Genomic DNA, 20,931 nt, shown 5'->3' on the forward strand with positions numbered 1-20,931 from the left:
ACGGACATGTCGAGACCATGGAGCGTCCTTTCGGGAAAACTCCCTGCATTCGCGTGATGACGTGTGGTGACATGGTCTGTGGAAAGAGAAGCCGCTGGTGACGACTGTCGCTTGCAGGGGCGAACATGCCGGCCCTCGCGACGTGAGTGGCGACGAGTGGCGAGACCGAGGAGGAGTGGCGAATGGTGATCGGCAAGAAGCGTCCCAAGACGCTCGAACTGTTCGGCTCCGAGGTGAAGCGGTACCGCTCGATGGCGGGGCTCTCACAGGATCAACTGGGGGAGAAGGTCCCCATCTGCGGCTCTCACGTCGGCAAGATCGAGCGCGGTGAAACGCGCTGCGACCGCGCCATCGCCGTCAAACTCGACGAGATCCTCGACACCCGCGGAGCCCTCCCGTCCCTCTGGGACGAGCTCGTCTTGGACGCCGCCTTCCCGGTGTGGTTCGACTGGCCCGAGGTCGAGTCCGAGGCCGACTTCCTCGGCAGCTACCAGTGCCTGGTCGTGGACGGCCTCCTCCAGACCGAGGACTACGCGTCAGCGCTGCTGGGCGGCGACAAGGCCGCCACGGCGGCCCGAATCAAGCGGCAGGCGATTCTCTCTCGTGAGGATCCACCGCCGCCGCGGATATCGGCGCTGCTCGCAGAAGGTGTCCTGCGGAATCAGATCGGTGACCGCGACACCATGCGCGGCCAGCTCGAACATCTGCTGGCCATCTCCTCTCCGCGGCTGACAGTCCAAATGGTTCCCGGGCCTCTCCGCCCGGGAGACACAGCCGGAGCTTTCGTCTTGGCGACTCTGCGGGATCGGACGGAACTCGCATACGTAGAGAGCGCCGTGCGCGGCATCACGGTGAGCGAAGCGGATGATATTCGCCTACTCTCGGAGGTATACGACGACATCCGGTCAAGAGCTCTCCCGGTAGGGATGTCGAAGGAGCTCATCAGCCGGATCTTGGAGGAACAGTGGATGTGACCGGCAGCATATGGAGAAAGAGCAGCCACAGCGCTGGAAACGGCGGCCAATGCGTTGAGGTGACCGTCGCTTACCTCGCGACTTCCTAGTCCTGCTGGAGGAGCGATGGACGTAACGCTCGGTAGCTGGCGGAAGAGCAGCCGCAGCGGCGGAAACGGCGGAGATTGCGTCGAGGTGACCGTCGTCTGGGCGTAGCGGGCCGCGCCGGGTCGTTATGGTCCCGGGCGCTTGAGCCGGAGCGGCGCGGGGCGGCGGCCCGGCCATCCGAGAGGGCCGGGCCGCCGACGTACGCCGGAGCGGCTCAGGGGCACTGCATCCAGGCGAAGTGGTAGGTCGTGGTGATGCTGCCGTCCGCCGAGTCCATCGTGATGAAGCTGGTGGTCTTGGTCGGGTCGGAGGTGCCGGCGCTGACGCGGAGCTCCGTGTTGATGTTGAAGTTCCGCGACTCACCGCACGGCAGATAGACCAGCTGCGCCACGTCGGTGGTGTCGGTGTTCTGCCAGTTGTCGTCGAAGGCGCCCTTGAGCGTGTGGGTGATGGCCGTGGTCTGCTGGTGGCCCTGGAAGTAGTAGCTCGCCTTCTCGGTGGCGCTGGCGCCCTTCTCGAGGTGTGCGTAGCCGCGATAGTCGGATTCGGCGATCGCGTAGGTGAACCCCTGCGGGACGTGCACGGCGAGGTTCAGCTGGCAGTTCTTGCGGAAGTCGGTCGGGGCGGCGCCGACCCCGACCTGGGCCAGGTAGTCGCTGTAGGTCACGGTGAACGCCGTGTTGTCCGGGGAGACGGCCACCGCCGCCGTTCCGGCCGGGCAGCCGGAGCCGTTGACCGTCGCGACGTCGATGACGATCTTGTCCGGGGGCGGTGTTCCGTCCCAGGGTTTGGCGTTCGCCTGTGTTGTGGTCGCGGCGAGGAATGCCACGACCGCGGCGGCGGCGATCACTAATCTGTGCATCTGCTGTCCCTTCTTCTGGGGATCGATATTTCCGGAATCAAGGGCACTGCTTCCAGCGGAGGCGATACAGGCTGTTCACCGCTCCTCGCGTGGTGTTCATCGACAGATAGCTGGTCTTCTTCGCGTCCGCGCCGTCGGCGGAGACCCGCAATTCCGTGTTGATATTGAGAATGCGGTCCTCACCGCAGGGTTTGTAGACCAACGTCGCCACGTCGGCCTTGTCGGTGGTGGCCCAGTCGCCGTCGTAGGGGCCGCTGAGCGTATGGCCGACCGGAAGGGTCTCGGAGTCGCCCTGGAAGTAGTAACTGGCCTGCTGGAGGCCGGCCGCGCCGCCCTCGAGGTGGGCGTGCCCGCGGTAGTCGGCCTCGGCGATCGCGTACGTGAACCCTTGAGGCGCGTGCACGAGGACGCTGATCTGGCAGTTCTTGCGGAAGTCGGTCGGCGCGGCGGCCGGCCCGACCTCGGCCAGGTAGTCGCTGTAGGTGACGGTGAACCCCGTGTTGTCGGCGAGTTCCGTCACCGCGGCCGTTCCGCGTGGGCAGCCGGAGCCGTTGACCGTCTTGACGTCGACCGTGATCCGGTCTGTGGGAGGGGCGGTGTCCGTGGCTGCGGCGGCGGGAGCGCTCGCGATGAGGAACGCTGCGGCCGCGCCGACGATCGTCAGATTCTTGAGCATGGGAAACCCTCGGTTAAGAAAGGTGCCTGCCGTATTTCGCGGCACGGTGGCGCGCGGAACCGATAGCGACATATGAAACGGCTGGTGGGCGCTCCGCTATGCGGTTTCAAGCTCGGTGAACGCATATTAAGAACGACCTCGAAAAAGCGTCAATGGTTGTGCGTGATCAATTGGCCTGTTTCATGAATATCTGCGGGTGGTAGCCGAGTCATGCCGGTCGGTGACGGTTTATGGGCGAGGATCGAATCCGCTCGCCGCCGGAGAATGCCGTTCGGAAGTGCTCCGGCCCGGTTCGCTGACCGTGGACATGTCGATGCCGGATCGATGTGCAGCGTTCTAACGCCGAGGGCGGGCCGCCGGGCATGACGGCGCGGCCGTATTCGGCTCGCCGGAACCGGGTCTTTCATCAGGGCGCGCCGGGGCTCGGTCGTCAGGCGACGGGCTCGCGCTCGCGGTACAGCCCGGGCGGAAGACCGAACTGCCGTTTGAAAGCGTGGGAGAAGGCGTACGGGGAGCCGTAGCCGACCTGGCGGGCGATGGTGAGAAGCGGCAGGTCGGACTCGCGGAGAAGGCGGGCGGCGGTGGTCATGCGCCACCAGGTCAGGTAGGCCATCGGGGGCCGTCCGGTCAGCGCGGTGAACCGCCGGGCCAGGGTGGCCCGGGAGAGACCGACGTGCGCGGCCAGGTCCTCGATCCGCCAGGGCGCGGCCGGCCGTGAGTGCAGCGCCTCCAGCGCGGCGGCGATCTCCGGGTCGCGGAGCGCGGCGGGCCATCCGCCGCCGGCGTGATCCTCCAGCCAGGCGCGCAGCATGTAGACCAGCAGCAGGTCGAGCAGGCTGGTGATGACCGTCTCCCGGCCGGCTCCGTCGCCGCGCACCTCACCGCCGAGCAGGTCGATGGCGGCCCGCAACCGGGCGTGCCGGCCGAGGTCCGCGGGAAGGTGGACGAGGTCCGGCATGCCGGTCAGCAGGGGATGCGCCCGGGACCGGTCGAGCCGGTACTTCCCGCACAGGAACTCCACGGGGCCGTCGGCTGCGGGAACCGCCGCCTCGAACGGCACCGCCCCCTCCGCGGTGGGCGAGTCCGCCAGCACGTGGGGGGCTCCGTGCGGCACCAGGACGGCGTCGCCCACGCTCAGCGGGACCGGCTCGCCCTCATCCGCGACCAGCCAGCCCGAGCCGCGGAGCAACACGTGGAAACCGGCGCCTTGGTACGGCGCGAACCGGAAGCGCCACGGCGGGCCGACGCTGAGGCGGCTGGAGGCGGGCCTCCCGATGCGCATCGTCTCGATGGCGTCGCTGACCACGTCCATGGAGTCATGGTACGTCGCATGAGTGAGACGGACACGTATTCGTGAGCGCTGGACGCGTATTGGAAAGCGCATCGGTGGCCACGAGTCTGGTCTCATGAGCGAATTTCAGATCGGTGACGTCGAGGTCACCAAGGTGGTCGAGTGGCAGGGCGAGATCGCGCCGGCGCGGTTCATCATCCCGGACAGCCCGCCGGAGATCTGGGAGCGGAACAAGTCCTGGCTGGCGCCGGATCACTGGCGTCCGGAGACCGACGCCTACCATGGGGCCGCGCAGACCTGGGTCCTGCGCAGTGAGGGGAAGACCGTACTGGTCGACACCGGAGTGGGCAACGACCGGGACCGGCCGCAGATCCCGCTGTTCGACCATCTGCGGACCGACTTCCTCGACCGGCTGGCCGCGGCCGGCGTACGGCCCGAGGACGTGGACATCGTGATCAACACGCACGTCCACTACGACCACGTCGGCTGGAACACCGAGTCGCGGAACGGGGAGTGGGTCCCCACCTTCCCGAACGCGACCTACCTGATCCCCCGTGTCGACCAGGAGTTCTTCGACCCGCGCAACGCCCACCGCCGCCGCGCGCCCCAGGACGAGCACGAGCGGCTCCGGCAGGAGGGCAGCCGGATCGTCTACGCCGACAGCGTCGCCCCCGTGCTCGGCCGCGCCGTGCTGTGGAGCGACCGCCACCGCGTCGACGGGAACATCACCCTGGAGCCGGCGCCCGGCCACACGCCGGGCTCGTCCATCGTCCGGGTGGCGTCCGGCTCGGACCGTGCCGTGTTCGTCGGTGACATCCTGCACAGCCCGGTACAGATCCTCGAACCGGACTACCGCAGCTGCTTCTGCGAGGACCCCGTGCAGGCGGCGGTGACCCGCCGCAGCGTGCTCGAACGCGCGGCCGACACCGGCGAACTCGTCGTGCCGGCGCACTTCGCCGGGCCGGGCGCGGCCGAGGTCCGCCGCGACGGCAGCCGGTTCGCCATCAAGCGGTGGGCGGCGTCCGCCGGATAGGGCCGGCCCTCGCGCGCGTAGTGGGGACGTCCTCGTGGCCCATCAGCTCGGCGAGGAGGTCTCCACCGCGGCTGCGGGGAAGTTGATCCCGTCCTCCAGGGACCGCAGCAGCTCGGACAGCACGTCGGAGAACCGCTCGGCCCCGAGGATGTCGCTGCTGAACAGCTCGAACGCCGTGTGGAACACGCCGTTCACCACGGCCGCGACGACGTGCGGGCGCACGTCGGTGGCGGGGTCGACGCCCATGCGCTCGGCCATCAGGCGGGTCATCTCCGCGTGCTTCTTCTGCCCGTGCTCGAGGCTGCTGCCGAAGACGGCGGGGCTCGACTCCATCAGGTGCTGGATGCAGCCGAACCGCTCGGGGTCGAAGCCGAACTCGCCGTCCTCGCAGGCGCGGACGACGGAGACGGAGGCACGGCGCAGGGCGGTGATGACCGGCTCGTCGGCGGGCCGGGCGGCGAACGCCTCCTTCATCGCGGTGAACTGCTCGTCCTGGAACGTGAGGAGGACGTCCTCCTTGGACGCGAAGTAGCGGAAGAACGTCCGGGAGGACACGTCGACCGCGTCGGCGATCTCTTCGACGGTCGTGGCCTCGAATCCTTTCTGCGCGAACAGCCGGAACGCGCTGTCCACCAGGGCCTCACGGGTGCGCTGCTTCTTGCGCTCACGACGACCGGCCGTCGGAGAGCAGGCCTGAACAGCAGGGGTCGTGTCCATGCCCGCAGGGTAACCGACATCGGACTGTCCGGCCAAGACTTTCTTCATGACGTGACACTCGTCATGCCGAGACTTAAGTCGCTTGACGACAAGTGTCACTTCATGACACTTTGAGGACCTCACGAACTCTCGGAGGCAGTTCATGACGTCCCCAGCGACGCTTCCGTCCCGCCCAGGGACGCATCAGAGACCGGGCCGTGCCGGGCACGGCCACCCCTGGCTCACGCTGCTCGCGGTCGCGCTCGGTGTGATGATGGTCGGCCTCGACGCCACCGTGGTGTCGATCGCGAACCCGGCCATCGCCAAGGACCTGCACGCCGACCTGTCCGGCCTGCAGTGGGTCACCAACGGCTACCTGCTCGCGCTCGCGGTCACCCTGATTCCGGCCGGCAAGATCGCCGACCGGTTCGGGCGCAAGCGCACCTTCCTCGTCGGAGTGATCGGCTTCGCCGTCGCGTCGGTCCTCGTCGGCGTGTCCGGCGGCATCGGCATGGTGATCGCCTTCCGGGTCGTTCAGGGCTTCGCCGGCGCGCTCCTGCAGCCCGCCAGCCTGGCGATCCTGCGCAACACCTTCCCCGCGGAACGGCTCAACGCCGCGATCGGCATCTGGGGCGCCACCGTCGGCATCTCCATCGCCGGTGGCCCGATCGTCGGCGGCCTGCTCGTTCAGCACGTGAACTGGGAGTCGGTCTTCTTCCTCAACGCCCCGCTCGGCCTGATCGCCCTGCTGGTCGGCCTGTGGGTGATCCGCGAGTCCCGCGACGAGGGAGCCGTCGGCTCGTTCGACTTCGCCGGCGTCCTCCTGCTCTCCGGCTCGCTGTTCGCCCTGGTCTGGGGCCTGATCAAGGCCGGGACGTACGGCTTCGGCGACGTGGTGCCGCTGGTGTCGTTCGCCGCGTTCGCCGTGCTGATCGTCGGGTTCGTCATCCGTGAGCTGCGGGCGTCCCACCCGATCCTGCCGATGAGCCTGTTCCGCTCGGCGTCGCTGTCGGCCGCGACCGGACTCATCGTCCTCGGCGCGTTCGCCCTGTTCGGCACGATCTTCTTCATCACCCTCTACATGCAGCAGGTCCACGGGATGTCGCCGGTGCAGGCGGGTGTCCGGATGCTGCCGATGACCGCGATCTTCATCGTCTCCTCGCCGCTGGGCGGGGCGCTGACGCAGCGGTTCGGGCCGCGCGTGCCGCTCGCCATCGGCATGGTGCTCACCGCGGGCGCGCTGTTCGGGCTGTCCCGCATCGGGGTCGACGCCTCGTACAACACCATCTGGCCCTGGTTCATCATGATGGGAATGGCGTTCGGCTTCATTCTCACCGCGGGCACCGAGGCGATCGTCGCGAACGCCCCCGCGCACCTCGCCGGCGTCGCGGGCGGCCTGCAGCAGACCGCGTTCCAGGTCGGCGGCGTACTCGGCACCTCGGTCCTCGGCACGATCCTGTCCAGCCGCGTCGGGAACGTCCTCGTCGACCGGCTGACCGGCGCGGGACTGCCGTCACCGGCGGCCCACCAGCTCACCACCGCCAAGGACTACATCGCCCAGGGCGTGGCCCCGGTGCCCAACGGCGCTCCGGGACCGGTCGCCAAGGCCATCACGACCGGTAGCCACCTCGCCTTCATGGACGGGTTCCAGACGTCCATGACCGTCGCCGCGGTGGTCGCACTCGTCGCCGCGTTCGCCGCCCTCCTCGTACGGCGCGGCGAGTCCCCGGTCGAAGGCGCCATCGCCATCTGAGTCCCACCCGGGTACGGGCGGCCGCCGCCGCCCGTACCCGCGCCCCGAACGGAGTTCGACCATGTCCCACGCGATGGCGTTCCCCGCCACACCGTTGCCCGCGAGCGGCTGGGAGCTGCGCGTCGGCCGCGGCAGCCGCCGGCGTCCCGCCCTCGAGGTGCACACCGGCGACGGCCTCATCGACGTGGCCGTGGCCCGCGGCGTCGACACCACGCTGATCCGCGGCGCGGTACGCGGCCGGGGCTGGTCCGTCGCCTGGGGCGAACTCCCGTCCGGCGGCGAGGTGCTCGTGGAGTTCCACGCCGGGCGGTCCGTGCTGAAGGCCCCCGCGGTGACGATCGCCGGGGCCTTCTGGGTCGCGGAGGTGCCCGGGAGGTTCCGTTCCGTCGTGGTCACGACCGCGGTCGGCCGGGTCTCCCTCCGCGTCCGGCGATTCCGCCAGGCCCGGCTGCCCTCGCGGTAGGGCCCTCATCGGGGGGCACCGTCCTCGAGCGTGACCGGCGGCCCCCGGTATCCCGGCAGTGGCCGGAGTGCCCGGAACGAACGGCTGACGCCGGCGGGTGATCACCGGGGGCGGTGATCACCCGCTGAAAGCGTCATGCCCCTCTGCCGATGCCCTGCTCTCCAGGAGCTCCGTCTCGTCCGCGGCGGCCGGCCGGGGCGGGCCGGCCTTCTTCAGCGGCACCTCCTTGACGGCGAGGGCGAGGGCGAACGCGGCGGCGCACAGTACCGCGATCACCAGGAAGATCTGCCCGGTCGCGTCGGCGACCCCGTCCGCGTAGGCGGCCCTGGCCGCGGCGGGCAGCGTGGCCGGTGTTCCGGAGCCGGTGGCGCCGGGCAGGTGGTGCCGGACCGCGCGGGTGAACATCGACCCGAACGCCGCGATCGCGAGGGAGCCACCGAGTGTGCGGAACAGCTGGGCCGACGACATCGCGGCGCCCATGTCGCGCAGCCCGACGCTGTTCTGCGCGATCGTGGTGGCCATCTGCATCAGGAAGCCGAGTCCGACGCCGATGAGCACCATGGACGAGGAGGTGGCGAGGCGGGAGGTGCCGGCGTCCATGGTGGCCAGGAGGGCCGCGCCGGCGGTCAGGAAGGCCGCGCCGAGCACGGGGAAGATCTTGTACCTGCCGGTGGCGGACATCACCTTGCCCGCGATGGTGGAGACGATCACGATCGGGACCAGCATCGGCACCATGAGGAGTCCCGAGCCGGTGGCCGACGCGCCCTGCACGGTCTGCTGGAAGAGCGGCAGGTAGAGCCCGCCGCCGAACATCACCACGCCCGCGACCAGGATCATGCCGAGGGCGAGCGGGAGGTTGCGGTGCCCCGTGAAGATCCGCAGCGGCATGAGCGGCTCCGCAGCCCTCTTCTGGCGGGCGATGAACCCGGCGAGCCCGGCGGAGGTGGCGGCGCCGAGCCCGACGATCTGCCAGGAGCCCCAGGCGTAGGTGGTCCCCGCCCAGGTCGTGGCCAGCACGGCGGCGGTGATCGTGGCCGTCAGGAGCGCGATGCCCGGCCAGTCGATGGTCGCCTTGCCGCGGTTGAGGGGCAGGTACAGCTTCGCCCCCAGCCAGGCGAAGGCGAGCACGCCGAGCGGCAGGTTGAGGTAGAACGCCCAGCGCCAGCCGAGGTGACCGGTGACGAAGCCGCCCAGCAGCGGCCCGCCGATCGTGCCGATCGCCAGCACCGACGCCGACATGCCCTGGTACCTGCCGCGCTCCCGCGGTGGGACCAGCGCGCCGATCAGCGCGAACGCCCCCGCGCCGATCCCGCCCGCTCCGATGCCCTGCAGAGCACGGGCGAGGATGAGCCAGGTCATGGACTGCGCCGCTCCGCACACCGCGGATCCGGCGACGAACACCGCCACCGAGGCGAGGTAGGTGTGCTTGCGGCCGTACAGGTCGCCGAGTTTGCCCCACACCGGGGTCGTCACGGCGGTGACGAGGGTGTACGCGGTCACCACCCAGGAGATGTGCCGCAGACCGCCCAGGTCGCCGACGATCGTCGGCATCGCGGTGCCGACGACCATGGTGTCGAGCATCGACAGCAGCATCGCGAGCATCACGCCGAGCAGGACCCAGCGCACGTTCGGGGAGGTGGTGGCTCCGGCGGCCGGACCGCCGGGGGAGGGGGGAGGGGTGGACGCGGGCATGCGGAACGGACCTTTCACCAGGGGAAGGGCGTCGGCGAAGAAGGGCCGGGGTACGGCCGGCCCGACCGACCGTTCCACGAAAGCACACCCGTTCAATAACTGCAACGGTACAACTTTTCACTCGGGTTAACCGGGCGGGTAGGATCGGCGCCATGACGGACGCGTCGACGGCACCAGCACCACTGGGCCGGCGTGAGCGCAAGAAGGCCGCCACCCGGCAGGCCCTCGCGGACGCCGCCCTGCGCCTCTTCCTCGAACACGGCTACGACCAGGTGGGCATCAGGGACATCGCCGACGCCGCCGACGTCTCCACCACCACCCTGTTCAAGCACTTCCCCAGCAAGGAGGCCCTCGTCTTCGACGAGGACGCCGCGCTGGAGGCCGCCCTGGTCGCCGCCGTACGGGACCGGCCCGAGGGGTGGTCGATCCCCCGTGCCCTGCGCGAGTACGTCGGGCGCTCCCGGCGGAACAAGGGCGACGACGCCGACGAGCACTTCACCCGATTCGTCGAACTCGTCGAGAACACTCCCGAACTGCGCGAGTACGAGCGCCGCATGTGGATGCGCCACGAGACCGCCCTGGCCCGGACGATCGCCGAGGAGACGGGCGCGCCCGCCGGCGATCCGACCTGCCGGGCACTGGCCCACTTCGCCCTCGCGACCCGCTACCTCACCTCCGAGGGGACCGACGCCGACACCGCCATCGCCCGCGCCTTCGCGTTGCTCGAACACGGCTGGAACACGGCCATCGGCGGCGCCCAGGACTGATCCGCACCGAACCGGGAGGGTCGCCTGTCCCACGGGTAAGACCGGACTCACGATCATCTGGATCTCATGGGTCGCTCAGGAACAGCCCCTACGCTTTCACCCGTGCACTCGCTCCTCAGGCGCTATCCCCTGCCCATGCTGTTCATCCTGGCGTTCTGCGCCGTCTCGGCCGTCTACGCGTACGGCCTGGAGCCGGCCCAGCAGCGCTCGGTCGTCGCCACGACGGCCACGAACCTGGTGAACCTGAGGAGCGACCCCTTCGGCACCATGATCGCCTCGGCGTTCGTGGCCGAGACCGCGCCGTGGATGTGGGTGGCCCTGGCGGTCGTCGGGCTGTTCCCCGTGGCGCACCGGTTCGGCAACGTCCGGACCCTGGCGCTGGTCGGCGGAGCCCAGGTCATCGGCACGCTCATCAGCGAGGGCCTGCTCGCCTGGCGGATCTCGACCGGCGCCCTGCCCGCATCCATGCGCCACATCGACGACGTCGGCCCGTCCTACGTCATCGCCTCGGCGCTCGTCGCCACGATGCTGTACGGCGCCGAGCCCCTCGTCCGCACCGCCCGGCACGGCCACTGGCTCTTCGACCGCCTGCCGAGCCGCTGGTGGCGCATCGGCGCCGGGGTGGCCCTGGCCTTCCTCGCACCGCACCTGTTCAGCGGCCTGGACCACCTGGACGTGGCCGCGGTCGGCCACCTCGTCGCCATGCTCGCCGGCGCCGCCACCGGCCTGCTCTTCGCCCGCCGCGAGCGGCCGGAAACGGACCAGGACGGCCCCGGCGGAGCCGGACCACGAGACCTCGCCCGCGAGGCCGTCCTCGGCAGGGCCTGACGCCAAAGCCGTCTCGACCAGCCACTGTGACGCCGGTGACGACGTCACAGGCCCGGCAAATCGGTCAACCGTCCGTCAACTTCGGCGGCACCGTGGCCATGGCGGCGGCAAAGCGCTCCGCCGCTCGCCACGAACGGGACTTCGAGACAGGCCCTAAGACTTCTTCGGGGCGGACTTCTCCGGGGCCGGGGTCGCGGTCGGGCTTCCGTGGCCTCCGCGGACCGGCACCGGGAGAGGGAACGTCGACAGGCTCGGTGCGGGCGTCGGCGTGGAGGCGGTCGGAGACGGCGTCGGGGTGCCGGACGGGGCCGGGCTCGTGGGGGACACGGGCGGGCGGCTCGGCGTCGGTGCCGGCGAGGACGAGGCGCGCGTGGCCGAGGCCGACGGGGACGGGGCCACGCTCTTCGGCGCGGTGCGCGGAACGCCGACGTGAGAGGCTCCGTCGCCCGGCGCCCCGGCCCGGCCCGGCGACGGGCGGCTCGTCGAAGTGCCTTGACGCACCAGCCTGCTGTTGTCGCCGACGTGGGAGACGCCCTGGTCGGGCCCGCCCGGCCAGACGAGGATCGCGCCGACGACCGCCGCGGCGCAGGCGGCCAGGGTGAGCGTCTCGGTGAGCAGCGCGTTGCGCCGCCGGGGCCCGCGCCGGTGGCGGGCGAGTGCCGGGGTGTCCGGCCTGGCGTGCCTCGGGTGGTGCCCGGTCGCCGCGGACGCCGGTGCGAACACCCCGTCGAGGGACAGGGGCAGGCCGTCGGCGTCGGACAGCGGCACACCGGCGGGCGCGCGCACGGCCGCGGCGCAGGCGGCGACCACCTCGTCCCGCAGGGACGCGGGCGGCTCGGCCGCGCGCCTGCTCACCAGCGCGGGCAGGCGGCCCTTCGCGAGCGCCGTCAGCAACTCCTCGTCCGCCGCGGTGCCGGCCTCCAGCACGGTGACGACGGCCTGTTCGAGCCGGCGGCGCGCCTGGCGGGCGAGCAGCTCGGCGGTGTCGTCCGCCACTCCGGTGAGCCGCGCGAGCCCCTCGGCGTCGAGCGCGCCGGTCAGCGCGAGCGCCTCCCGGTGCTCGGGGCGCAGGCGGGCCAGGGCGCGCTCCAGCGCGGGCGCCCCCGGCTCCGCGGCGACGGTGCGCGTCAGGGCGCCGCGGCGCAGCAGCTCCGCCCGAGCCAGCGCGTGCAGCCAGAGGGGCAGCGCGTCGTCGTTGGACGGGGCTTCGGCGCGGTGCCGGGCGGCGGCGGCGAAGGCGTCCCGCACGGCGTCGGCGGCCTCGTCACCGGCCATGCGGTGGCAGTAGGCGTGGATCCGCGGCCCGTGCTCGTCGTAGAGCAGGCCGAAGACCTCCGGCTCGCCGGCGCGCAGCGCCTCCGTCAGGGACACCTTCCGACTCCGTTTCACCGCTGGGCTCGTCACTGCAGGTAAAGAGCAAGCTACCAGGGTGGCAAAAATCGGTGCCAGCGGAAATCGCCCGGGCGATCAGGCGGCGGGGTCCAGGGGGCGGAGTTCGTCGGCGTAGCTGACCGAGACGCGGCGCATGACGCCGCCGTCGTCGATGGAGTACTGCCCCATGCGCCAGAGCGGGGGCGAGTAGGCGTGGATGGAGACGCTGCGGTCCGCAACCCCGACCAGGCGGTGGATGTGCTCGGGTCCAAAGCAGAACGAGGCGCCCGCCTCCACCTTCACCTCGACGTGCTCGCCGCCGATCCGGGGGTTGCACTCCATGAGGACGCCGTCGACGACCGTGACCGCGCCGGAGGAGATGTCGTGGTCGTGCCAGCCGGTGTCGCTCTCCGGCGTCCAGCACAGCAGCCACACGTCGACGTACTCGTCCCGGTGCAGCGACACGTAGTGGCGGTGGCCGTCGGGGAAGTCGACCAGCTCGCGCCACTCCTCGGGGCGGGCGGCCAGGTCGTCGACGAGCCGGCGCAGTTCGTGCCGGTCGAGGCTTCGTTCGGGCAGGGACTCGAAGGCCACGGGGGTCAGTCCTTTCCAGTGAGGAGCCGGTGCGGGTTGGCCACGCGGATGGCGTGCTCGGCGGCGTCGCCGACGCAGAAGTCGCCGGGGATACGGGCGTACGGGCGGTCGGAGCCGCTGACGATCGTGTCGATGCCGATCGCCCGGACGGTGGCGTCGACGGCACGGGGTCCGTAGGAGGAGGTCTCGACGTAGGCGTCCGGGTCGACCTGGCCGCGTCCGCCGCCGCGTGCGGCGAACCGCTCGCCGTGGATGGGGGCGAGCCCGGCGAGCAGGGCGAAGCAGACGCGGAGCCGTGGGTGGCGGGGCCGGCCGAAGGCGCGGAAGGCGAACCAGGCGGCGTGCATCTGGTGGACGTACGGCACGAGCGCGGGCCACCATGCCGGGCCGTCCGCGGCCGGGGCCGGGCCGGGGTGGACGAACAGCGGCAGCCCGCGCTCCTCCAGCACGGTGAGGAGGGGCGCGCAGCGCTCGTAGCCGGCCGCGTCGAGGAGCGCCGTGGCGGGCAGCTGCAGGCCGGCGAGGCCCTGGTCGAGGAGCCGGGCGAGGGCCGGCGCGTCGATCTCGGCGAGGCCGGCGGCGGCCCACGCGCGGAACGGCGCGGGTAGCGCGAGCGCGTCCGCGTGGTAGGCGTCGAGGAGAGGGGTGGCCTGGTCGGGCGGCAGCGATTCCACGCCGAGCGGAGCGGACAGTGAGGTCAGCACGAGACCGAGGCCGTCCCGCGCGGCCTCGTCGGCGCGGCGCCGGAGGTCGTGGTCGGCCGGGTCGACGTCGTACGGGGCCTCGCCCGCGAGGTGGAGCGTCCAGCCGTCGAGCCGGGGGGTCTCGGTGCGTCGTCTGAGGGCGTCCAGGAAGGCCGGGCCCCAGAGGTGCTGGTGCACGTCGATGCGCACGCGAGTGCTCCTTCCTTGCACGTCAGGGACACTGAACCGGTTCACTGAACCGTATCAGTGTAGCGGTTCAGTGGAACGGTTCACACCTGCCCCCGTCACCACAACGACATCTGCCGCTTCCCCCAACGAAAGGTGCTTTTCGGATTATTGATGCGGTTCAGTAGGGAAAGACCTCCGTTCGTTCGCCTGTTCGGAGGTGCCGATGAGCCGACTGACCATCGACGAGGTCTACGAGCACGTCAAAGGCGTGTGCTTCAAGACCGGCCCGCCCGGCCTGGTCGGGGTCGAGACCGAGTGGTTCGTGGTCGACCGGAACGCCCCGTCGCGGAGCGTCCCGGTGTCGCGCGTCCGCGCGGTGATGGAGGCGGCCGGCCCGCCGCCCGCCGGAAGCCGCGTCACGTACGAACCCGGCGGCCAGCTCGAGCTCAGCTCGGCCCCGCGGCGCGGCCCCGCCGCGGCGCACGCCGCCGTCGCCCGCGACATCGCGCACGTCACCGCCCACCTCGCCAAGGAGGACCTGGTCCTCGACGGGCGCGGCGCCGACCCCCGGCCGCCGGTGTTCCAGGCGACCGCGGGCCGCTACCGGTGCATGCGCGAGTACTTCGGCGAACACGGCCTGCGGATGATGTGCGGCACCGCCTCACTCCAGGTCTGCCTCGACATCGGCGCGGACGACGCGGACGCCGCCCGGCGCTGGCGGCTCGCCCACGCGCTCGGGCCGGTGCTCGCCGCGGCGTTCGCGAACTCGCCGGGACCGTCCGCGCGGTCCGGCCGGCAGGTCGTCTGGGAGACGCTCGACCCGGGGCGTACGGCGGCGGTCGGCGGTGACGATCCCGTCGAGGCCTGGGTCCGGTACGCCCTCGACGCGCAGGTCATGCTGATCCGCGACGGCTGGCGGGCGGCCCCGGGCATGACGTTCCGGGAGTGGATGGCGACGGGCCGGCCCGACCTCGGCGACCTGTCCTACCACCTGTCGACGCTGTTCCCGCCGGTCCGGCCGCAGGGCTGGCTCGAACTCCGGATGATCGACGCGCTGCCGGAGCCGTACTGGCCGGTGCCGGTCGCCGTGGCCGCCGCGCTGCTCGACGACCCGGTCGCGGCGGACCTCGCGGCCGAGGCCGCCGAACCCGCGCGGGGCCGCTGGCGCCAGGCCGCGCGCGACGCCCTGACCGACCCGGTGCTGGGCCGCGCCGCGCGCCGCTGTTTCGCCGCCGCCCTGGACGCCCTGCCCCGGCTGGGCGCCGACGCGCTCGTCCCGGCCGTGGACGCCTACGCCGGGCGCTTCGTCGAACGCGGCCGCTGCCCGGCCGACGAGCGCGCCGGCCACCCCCCGAAACCCGACGTGTTCACGGCCGTGCCGGGCACCGCGTCGCCCGCCCCGGCCACTGAGGAGGAACCCACGTGGACCTGAAGGAACGGATCGCGGCGGAACTGATCGCCGCGCGCGACCGGAGCGTCGGCCTCACCCTGGAGGCGCTCGAGGACCCGGACCTGATGGTGCAGGTATCGCCGCTGATGTCCCCCCTGGTCTGGGACCTGGCGCACATCGGCAACTACGAGGAGCTGTGGCTGCTGCGCGCCGCCGCGGGCCAGGAGGCGATGCGCCCGGAGATCGACGACCTGTACGACGCCTTCGAGCATCCCCGGGCCGAACGCCCGAAGCTCCCGCTGCTCACCCCCGCCGAGAGCCGCGCGTACATCGACACCGTACGGGCCAAGGTGCTCGACTCGCTGGAGAAGGTGCCGCTGACCGGGCCGCTCGCGGAGGGCGGCTTCGTGTACGGGATGGTCATCCAGCACGAGCACCAGCACGACGAGACGATGCTCGCCACCCACCAGCTCCGCAAGGACGGCCCCGCGCTGCTCGGCTCCGTACCGGAGGAGCCGCCCGCCGGCGCCCCGGCGTCGGCCGGGCACGAGGTGCTGGTCGAGGCGGGCCCGTTCGTCATGGGCACCTCCGACGACCCGTGGGCGTACGACAACGAGCGCGGCGCCCACACGGTCGACCTGCCCGCCTTCTTCATCGACGTCACGCCGGTGTCGAACGCCGCGTACCTGGCGTTCATGGACGACGGCGGGTACGACGACCCGCGCTGGTGGAGCGCCGGCGGCTGGGAGTGGCGCACGCGCACTGGGAAGCGGTCGCCCGCCTTCTGGCGGCGCGAGAACGGCCAGTGGCTGCGGCGGCGGTTCGGCCGGATCGAGCCGGTGCCGCTCGACGAGCCGGTGCAGCACGTCTGCTGGTACGAGGCCGACGCCTACGCCCGCTGGGCCGGCAAGCGGCTGCCCACCGAGGCCGAGTGGGAGAAGGCGGCGAGCTGGGACCCGGAGACGGGCCGCAAGCGCCGCCTGCCCTGGGGCGACACCGGCGAGCACGCGAACCTCGGGCAGCGGATGATGCGGCCCGCGCCGGTCGGCGCCTACCCCGAGGGCGCGTCGGCGTACGGCGTGCGGCAGCTGCTCGGCGACGTGTGGGAGTGGACGTCGAGCGACTTCCACGGGTACCCGGGCTTCCGCGCGTTCCCCTACAAGGAGTACTCCGAGGTGTTCTTCGGCGGCGACTACAAGGTGCTGCGCGGCGGTTCGTGGGCGACGCACCCGCTGGCCTGCCGCACGACCTTCCGCAACTGGGACCACCCGATCCGCCGGCAGATCTTCGCCGGGTTCCGCTGCGCGAGGGACGCCGCCTGATGTGCCGCCACATCGCCTACCTCGGAGCGCCGCGCACCCTGCACGAGCTGCTGTTCGCGCCGGAGCACTCCCTGGAGCGGCAGTCGTACGCGCCGAGCATGAACGCCAACTGCGTCATCAACGCCGACGGGTTCGGCGCGGGCTGGTACGACCCCTCCCGCGCCCGGCCCGTCCGGTACCGCCGGTCCCAGCCGATCTGGACGGACCTGTCCTTCGCCGACATCGCGGAGGTCGTGCGCAGCACGTGCGCGGTGGGCGCCGTCCGCTCCGCGACGCCGGGCTTCCCGGTGGACGAGTCGTGCGCCCAGCCGTTCACCGACTTCGAGCGCCTGTTCAGCCACAACGGCGCCGTCGAGGGGTTCCCGGGCGTCGAGGCGAAGCTGCGGGAGCTCGCCGGCGACCTCGCGCCGATCCCCGACGCCCGCGCCCCCGTCGACTCGGCGCTGCTGTTCGCGCTGGCCGCCGGGCGCTGGCGGGACGGGGCGGCCCTCGCGGACGGGCTCGCGTACGCCGTCGAGGCCGTCGCCGCGCTCGCCCCGGGCCGGTACAACCTTCTGGCCGCCGACGGGCGCTCGCTGGCCGCGACCCGATGGGGCGACACGCTGTACGTCCGCCGGGGCGAGGACGTCGTCATCGCCTCCGAGCCGTACGACGAGGGGCCCGGGTGGGAGGAGGTCCCCGACCGCTCACTGGTGACGGTCGATCAGCACGGGGTACGGGTGAGCCCACTGTGACGGGCTCGACCCCACGGACGGACGAACATCGGGAGGCATACGTGGACCGCTTTCTCACTCCGGACGATCTCGGCAAGGCGCTCCGCCGGGACGTCGCGGACGGCCTGAGCGCACGGCCGAAGACCCTGCCCGCCAAGTGGTTCTACGACGAGCGCGGCAGCGAGCTGTTCGAGGAGATCACCCGGCTGGAGGAGTACTACCCGACCCGCCGCGAGCGCGAGATCCTCGCCGGCCGGGCGGGCGAGATCGCCGAGGCGACCGGCGCGGTCACCCTCATGGAGCTGGGCGCGGGCTCGGGGGAGAAGACCCGGGTGCTGCTCGACGCGCTGGGCGGCACGCTGCGCACGTACGTCCCGGTCGACGTCAGCGGGGACTTCCTCGCGCACGCGGCCGAGCGGATCGCCGCGGACCACCCGGACCTGACGGTGCGGCCGGTCGTGGCCGACTACGAACGGCACCTGTCCCTGCTGCCGGGCGGCGAGCGCCGGCTGGTGGTGTTCCTCGGCGGCACGATCGGCAACATGACCCCGTCCGAGCGGGTGTCGTTCCTCAGCGCGCTGCGCGCCACGATGAACGACGGCGACGCCCTGCTGCTCGGCGCGGACCTGGTCAAAAACGAGGGCCGCCTCGTCCGCGCCTACGACGACACGCGCGGGGTCACCGCGGAGTTCAACCGGAACGTCCTGAACGTCATCAACCGCGAGCTCGGCGCCGACTTCGTTCCCGAGCGCTTCGAGCACGTGGCCGTCTGGAATCCCGGCGATGAGTGGATCGAGATGCGGCTGCGGTCGGCCGAACGCCAGGTCGTCCACGTTCCGGCCGTCGACCTGACGGTGGAGTTCGACGCGGGGGAGGAGATGCGCACGGAGATCTCGGCGAAGTTCCGCCGGGACCGGATCGAGGCCGAGGCCGGGGCCGCGGGCCTGACGGTCGACCGGTGGTGGACCGACGAGGACGGTGATTTCTCGCTGAGTCTTGTCAGACCCGCTCTATAGGGTTGGACCCGTGGCGCAGCAACGGAAGCGAGCGACCATCCGCGAAGTGGCGAAGGCGACGGGGCTGTCGCCCGCCGCCGTCTCGTACGCGCTGCGGGGCATCCAGACGTCGGAGGAGACGCAGCAGCGGGTCCGGCAGGCCGCCGCCGAGCTGGGATACGAGGCGCACCCCATCGCGCGTGCCCTCGCCAGCGGGCGCACCGGCATGGTCGGTCTGCTGTGCGGCTCCCTCGAGGACCTCTGGCAGCAGTCGCTCGCGGTCGGCATCGGCCGGGCGCTGTTCGCCCGCGACCGCTACGCCATCATCCTCGACGCGGCCGGCGACCCCGCGCGGGAGGCCATGCTGGCGCGGCAGCTGCGCGACCAGCGCGTCGACGGGCTGATCGTGCAGCCGGTGGACCCGGCCGGCGAGGTGTGGGCCGAGCTGGGGGAGAGCCTGCCGATCGTGTCGATCGGCGACTCGCTGCGCGGCGGGCACGCGTACGGCGAGGTCGTGTTCGACAACCGTGCCGGGGTCACGCTCGCGCTGGAGCACCTGCGCCAGCTCGGGCACCGGCACGTCGCCGTGCTCACGCCCACGCGCGCCAGCACGCCCGACCGCCCCGCCGACCTGCACGTCAACGCGGAGGCCGAGCGGATCGGCATCCAGGTCGACGTGGTGACCTCGCCGCAGGCGCTGCACAGCGCGACCGAGACGGCCCTGGCGGTGCTCCGCCGGCCGGACCCGCCGACCGCGCTGTTCTGCTTCTCCGACTCGATCGCCTACGGCGTCTACGCCGCGACGCGCGAGCTGGGCCTGAGCGTGCCCGGTGACGTGTCCGTCGCGGGCTTCGACAACCACCCGATGTCCGCGCTGCTCACCCCGCCGCTGACCAGCGTCGACTGGGACATCGAGGACATCGTGCACTCGGCGGTGCGGGTCATCGTCGGCGGCATCGAGGGCAAGCCGCGCCGCCGCCGCATCGTCTGCGAGCCCAGCCTCCTCCCCCGGGAGTCGACCGGTAAATGTTCGGCTCAGTAGGCGCCGTACGCCGCGATCCGGGGGAGCAGGTCCGCGGCGGCGGCGATGTCGGTGTCGAGCGGCCGGTCCTCGACGGCCGGGTCGAGCGCGTCGGCGGCCTGGGCGTACACCTCGCCGAGCCGGTCCGGTGGCGTCCGGCCCTGCATCCGCAGCGCCCGTACCGCCGCGACGAGCTCGCAGGCCAGCGCGGTGCGGTAGGCCGTGACGACGTCGGTGGTGGCGCGCGCGGACTGGGTGGCGAAGCCGGCGTGCTCCTCGACGCCCCGCGACAGCACGGCGCTGCCGAGCGCGGCGGGGGAGGCCAGCCGCCGGATGTCGGCGATGGCCGAGTGCGCGACGTACTCCAGGATCATGATTCCGGACCCGGGTTCGCCCGGCGCCGCCTGGAACGCCTCCAGCCCGGTGAAGGACGGCTCCACGAGCGTGCCGAGCCGGGCCGCGGACAGCGCCGCGGTCTGGAACAGCGCGGCCCGCACGGAGTCCAGGGCCAGTCCCACGGACGCGGTGTGGAAGTTGCCGTTGTGCCAGACCGTACGGTTCGCGACGTCGACGAGCGGGTTCTCGGCCGCCGCGTTGATCTCGCGGACGACGATCCCCTCGGCCTGCTCGGCGACGTCCACGGCCGGGCCGTGCACCTGGGGGAACGCCCGATAGCCGTACGGATCCTGGATGCGCGCCGGGGTGACCTCCTCGGGCAGGAGACCGCGCACGGCCTCGGCGACCCGGCGCTGACCGGGGTGCGGGCAGGCCTCGTGCACGGGCGCGGCGAAGGGCTCGGCGGAGCCGCGCACGGCCAGCAGCGACAGCGCGGTCACCGGCACCGAGGCGCGCAGCAGCTCGGTCACGTCCCGGACGGCCAGCGCGGCCTCGCCGAGGGTCGCGGCGTTGGAGCTGATGAAGGCCAGCGCGTCCGTGGGCCGCAGGGCGAAGCGCGGGCCGCCCGCGCCGCCCTGCCAGGGGCGCTCGCCGATCAGGCACAGCGCGGTGGCGGCGAGCGCGGTCAGGTCGCCGGTGCCGATCGCGCCGTACGCCGGGATCGGCGGGATCAGCCAGCGGTTGATCACCTCGGCGAGAGTGCCGAGGACCTCCGGGTCGACGCCGGAGCCGCCGGCGGCGAGCTGGTTGAGGCGCACGACGAGCATCGCGCGGACGATCTCGGAGGCGAGCAGCGGCCCGGCGCCGCCGGCGTGGCTGCGCAGAAGGCGCAGGCCATGGGCGTCGTCGTCCTCGATCGTGACGTTGCGGTTGGCGCCGACGCCCGTGGTCCGGCCGTAGACGGCCTGGCGGCCGGCGACCTCGCGGGCGACCTCCCAGGCCTGCCGGGCCTGCTCCACCGCTTGTGGCGGAACTGTAACAAAGACGCCCTCACGCGCCACAGACGCTACGACCTCGCAGGTCAGGCCGCTACCGTGGACGGCTACGGATGTCGGACTCATCGGTGGAACATTACGGCAAGCAGACAAATCAGACTATCTTGACCTTTAATCCCGGATAACCCCCAGGGGCTGAG

General features: G+C 71.9%; 21 protein-coding genes and 1 pseudogene. 13 read left to right on the top strand and 9 right to left on the bottom strand.

All coding sequences use genetic code 11. The features are described from left to right. The first annotated feature begins 182 nt into the window (after nucleotides 1-182). The 3 genes from NE235_RS23980 to NE235_RS38760 are packed head-to-tail and all read left to right on the top strand — an operon-like array spanning nucleotide 183 to nucleotide 1,169. Nucleotides 183-974: a helix-turn-helix domain-containing protein gene (locus NE235_RS23980; protein ID WP_252806706.1), complete on the top strand. Its 792-nt coding sequence runs from the start codon at nucleotides 183-185 to the stop codon at nucleotides 972-974. Continuing rightward, nucleotides 971-1,063: a DUF397 domain-containing protein gene (locus tag NE235_RS23985; RefSeq protein WP_252806708.1), complete on the top strand. Its 93-nt coding sequence runs from the start codon at nucleotides 971-973 to the stop codon at nucleotides 1,061-1,063. The genes NE235_RS23980 and NE235_RS23985 overlap by 4 nt, the downstream gene beginning before the upstream one ends. 16 nt (nucleotides 1,064-1,079) lie before the next feature. Next, complete coding sequence (locus NE235_RS38760; protein ID WP_406567629.1) at nucleotides 1,080-1,169, top strand: DUF397 domain-containing protein; 90 nt, start codon at nucleotides 1,080-1,082, stop codon at nucleotides 1,167-1,169. 106 nt (nucleotides 1,170-1,275) lie between these two features. Here NE235_RS38760 and NE235_RS23990 read toward each other — a convergent pair whose 3' ends face one another. The 3 genes from NE235_RS23990 to NE235_RS24000 form a co-directional block, all read right to left on the bottom strand. After that, nucleotides 1,276-1,923: a DUF4360 domain-containing protein gene (locus NE235_RS23990; protein ID WP_252806710.1), complete on the bottom strand. Its 648-nt coding sequence runs from the start codon at nucleotides 1,921-1,923 to the stop codon at nucleotides 1,276-1,278. 37 nt (nucleotides 1,924-1,960) lie between these two features. Further along, nucleotides 1,961-2,599 (bottom strand): DUF4360 domain-containing protein, encoded by a 639-nt coding sequence (locus NE235_RS23995; RefSeq protein ID WP_252806712.1) that lies wholly within the window; start codon nucleotides 2,597-2,599, stop codon nucleotides 1,961-1,963. Nucleotides 2,600-3,029: 430 nt separating this feature from the next. Beyond that, complete coding sequence (locus NE235_RS24000) at nucleotides 3,030-3,911, bottom strand: AraC family transcriptional regulator (protein WP_252806714.1); 882 nt, start codon at nucleotides 3,909-3,911, stop codon at nucleotides 3,030-3,032. Between the two features lie 94 nt (nucleotides 3,912-4,005). Between NE235_RS24000 and NE235_RS24005 the strand changes: the two genes are divergently transcribed. Continuing rightward, nucleotides 4,006-4,923 (top strand): MBL fold metallo-hydrolase, encoded by a 918-nt coding sequence (locus tag NE235_RS24005; RefSeq protein WP_252806716.1) that lies wholly within the window; start codon nucleotides 4,006-4,008, stop codon nucleotides 4,921-4,923. A gap of 42 nt (nucleotides 4,924-4,965) precedes the next feature. On the opposite strand, the gene NE235_RS24010 is transcribed toward NE235_RS24005, so the two are convergent. After that, on the bottom strand, nucleotides 4,966-5,640 hold the full coding sequence (locus NE235_RS24010; RefSeq protein WP_252806718.1) for a TetR family transcriptional regulator: 675 nt from the start codon (nucleotides 5,638-5,640) through the stop codon (nucleotides 4,966-4,968). Between the two features lie 142 nt (nucleotides 5,641-5,782). Here NE235_RS24010 and NE235_RS24015 point away from each other — a divergent pair. Continuing rightward, nucleotides 5,783-7,397: pseudogene (locus NE235_RS24015) on the top strand (MFS transporter); the annotation flags it as partial. A gap of 36 nt (nucleotides 7,398-7,433) precedes the next feature. Then, nucleotides 7,434-7,835 carry a hypothetical protein gene (locus tag NE235_RS24020; RefSeq protein WP_252806722.1) on the top strand — a complete coding sequence of 134 codons (402 nt, stop codon included), beginning with the start codon at nucleotides 7,434-7,436 and terminating at the stop codon, nucleotides 7,833-7,835. Nucleotides 7,836-7,952: 117 nt separating this feature from the next. On the opposite strand, the gene NE235_RS24025 is transcribed toward NE235_RS24020, so the two are convergent. Then, entirely contained in the window at nucleotides 7,953-9,527 is a 1,575-nt protein-coding gene (locus tag NE235_RS24025) for an MDR family MFS transporter (RefSeq protein WP_252806724.1), read from the bottom strand. A 152-nt stretch (nucleotides 9,528-9,679) separates the two neighbouring features. Between NE235_RS24025 and NE235_RS24030 the strand changes: the two genes are divergently transcribed. Both NE235_RS24030 and NE235_RS24035 read left to right on the top strand, forming a co-directional pair. Next, complete coding sequence (locus NE235_RS24030) at nucleotides 9,680-10,294, top strand: TetR/AcrR family transcriptional regulator (protein ID WP_252806727.1); 615 nt, start codon at nucleotides 9,680-9,682, stop codon at nucleotides 10,292-10,294. Between the two features lie 102 nt (nucleotides 10,295-10,396). Next, nucleotides 10,397-11,122: a rhomboid-like protein gene (locus tag NE235_RS24035; protein ID WP_252806729.1), complete on the top strand. Its 726-nt coding sequence runs from the start codon at nucleotides 10,397-10,399 to the stop codon at nucleotides 11,120-11,122. A gap of 153 nt (nucleotides 11,123-11,275) precedes the next feature. On the opposite strand, the gene NE235_RS24040 is transcribed toward NE235_RS24035, so the two are convergent. The 3 genes from NE235_RS24040 to NE235_RS24050 form a co-directional block, all read right to left on the bottom strand. Continuing rightward, the gene (locus tag NE235_RS24040; RefSeq protein WP_252806731.1) at nucleotides 11,276-12,493 is read right to left on the bottom strand and encodes an RNA polymerase sigma factor; all 1,218 of its coding nucleotides are present in this window, start codon (nucleotides 12,491-12,493) and stop codon (nucleotides 11,276-11,278) included. A gap of 96 nt (nucleotides 12,494-12,589) precedes the next feature. Further along, nucleotides 12,590-13,087, bottom strand: coding sequence for a cysteine dioxygenase (locus NE235_RS24045; protein WP_252806733.1), 498 nt, complete (start codon nucleotides 13,085-13,087; stop codon nucleotides 12,590-12,592). Between the two features lie 5 nt (nucleotides 13,088-13,092). Next, nucleotides 13,093-13,980: an amidohydrolase family protein gene (locus NE235_RS24050; protein WP_252806735.1), complete on the bottom strand. Its 888-nt coding sequence runs from the start codon at nucleotides 13,978-13,980 to the stop codon at nucleotides 13,093-13,095. A 202-nt stretch (nucleotides 13,981-14,182) separates the two neighbouring features. On the opposite strand from NE235_RS24050, the gene NE235_RS24055 reads away from it, so the two are divergent. The 5 genes from NE235_RS24055 to NE235_RS24075 are packed head-to-tail and all read left to right on the top strand — an operon-like array spanning nucleotide 14,183 to nucleotide 19,421. Continuing rightward, nucleotides 14,183-15,391, top strand: a complete 1,209-nt coding sequence (locus tag NE235_RS24055) for a glutamate-cysteine ligase family protein (protein ID WP_252806737.1) — start codon at nucleotides 14,183-14,185, stop codon at nucleotides 15,389-15,391. After that, complete coding sequence (gene egtB / locus NE235_RS24060) at nucleotides 15,382-16,671, top strand: ergothioneine biosynthesis protein EgtB (protein ID WP_252806739.1); 1,290 nt, start codon at nucleotides 15,382-15,384, stop codon at nucleotides 16,669-16,671. Before NE235_RS24055 ends, egtB begins: the two co-directional genes overlap by 10 nt. Beyond that, nucleotides 16,671-17,405, top strand: coding sequence for an ergothioneine biosynthesis protein EgtC (gene egtC / locus NE235_RS24065; protein ID WP_252806742.1), 735 nt, complete (start codon nucleotides 16,671-16,673; stop codon nucleotides 17,403-17,405). The genes egtB and egtC overlap by 1 nt, the downstream gene beginning before the upstream one ends. 41 nt (nucleotides 17,406-17,446) lie before the next feature. Beyond that, nucleotides 17,447-18,400 (top strand): L-histidine N(alpha)-methyltransferase, encoded by a 954-nt coding sequence (gene egtD, locus NE235_RS24070; protein WP_252806744.1) that lies wholly within the window; start codon nucleotides 17,447-17,449, stop codon nucleotides 18,398-18,400. Nucleotides 18,401-18,410: 10 nt separating this feature from the next. Beyond that, complete coding sequence (locus NE235_RS24075) at nucleotides 18,411-19,421, top strand: LacI family DNA-binding transcriptional regulator (protein ID WP_252806746.1); 1,011 nt, start codon at nucleotides 18,411-18,413, stop codon at nucleotides 19,419-19,421. Here NE235_RS24075 and NE235_RS24080 read toward each other — a convergent pair. Then, nucleotides 19,415-20,857, bottom strand: a complete 1,443-nt coding sequence (locus NE235_RS24080) for an aromatic amino acid ammonia-lyase (protein WP_252806748.1) — start codon at nucleotides 20,855-20,857, stop codon at nucleotides 19,415-19,417. The genes NE235_RS24075 and NE235_RS24080 overlap by 7 nt on opposite strands. Nucleotides 20,858-20,931 lie beyond the last annotated feature (74 nt).

This window comes from Actinoallomurus spadix, assembly GCF_024055725.1.
Taxonomy (GTDB): Bacteria; Actinomycetota; Actinomycetes; order Streptosporangiales; family Streptosporangiaceae; genus Actinoallomurus; species Actinoallomurus spadix.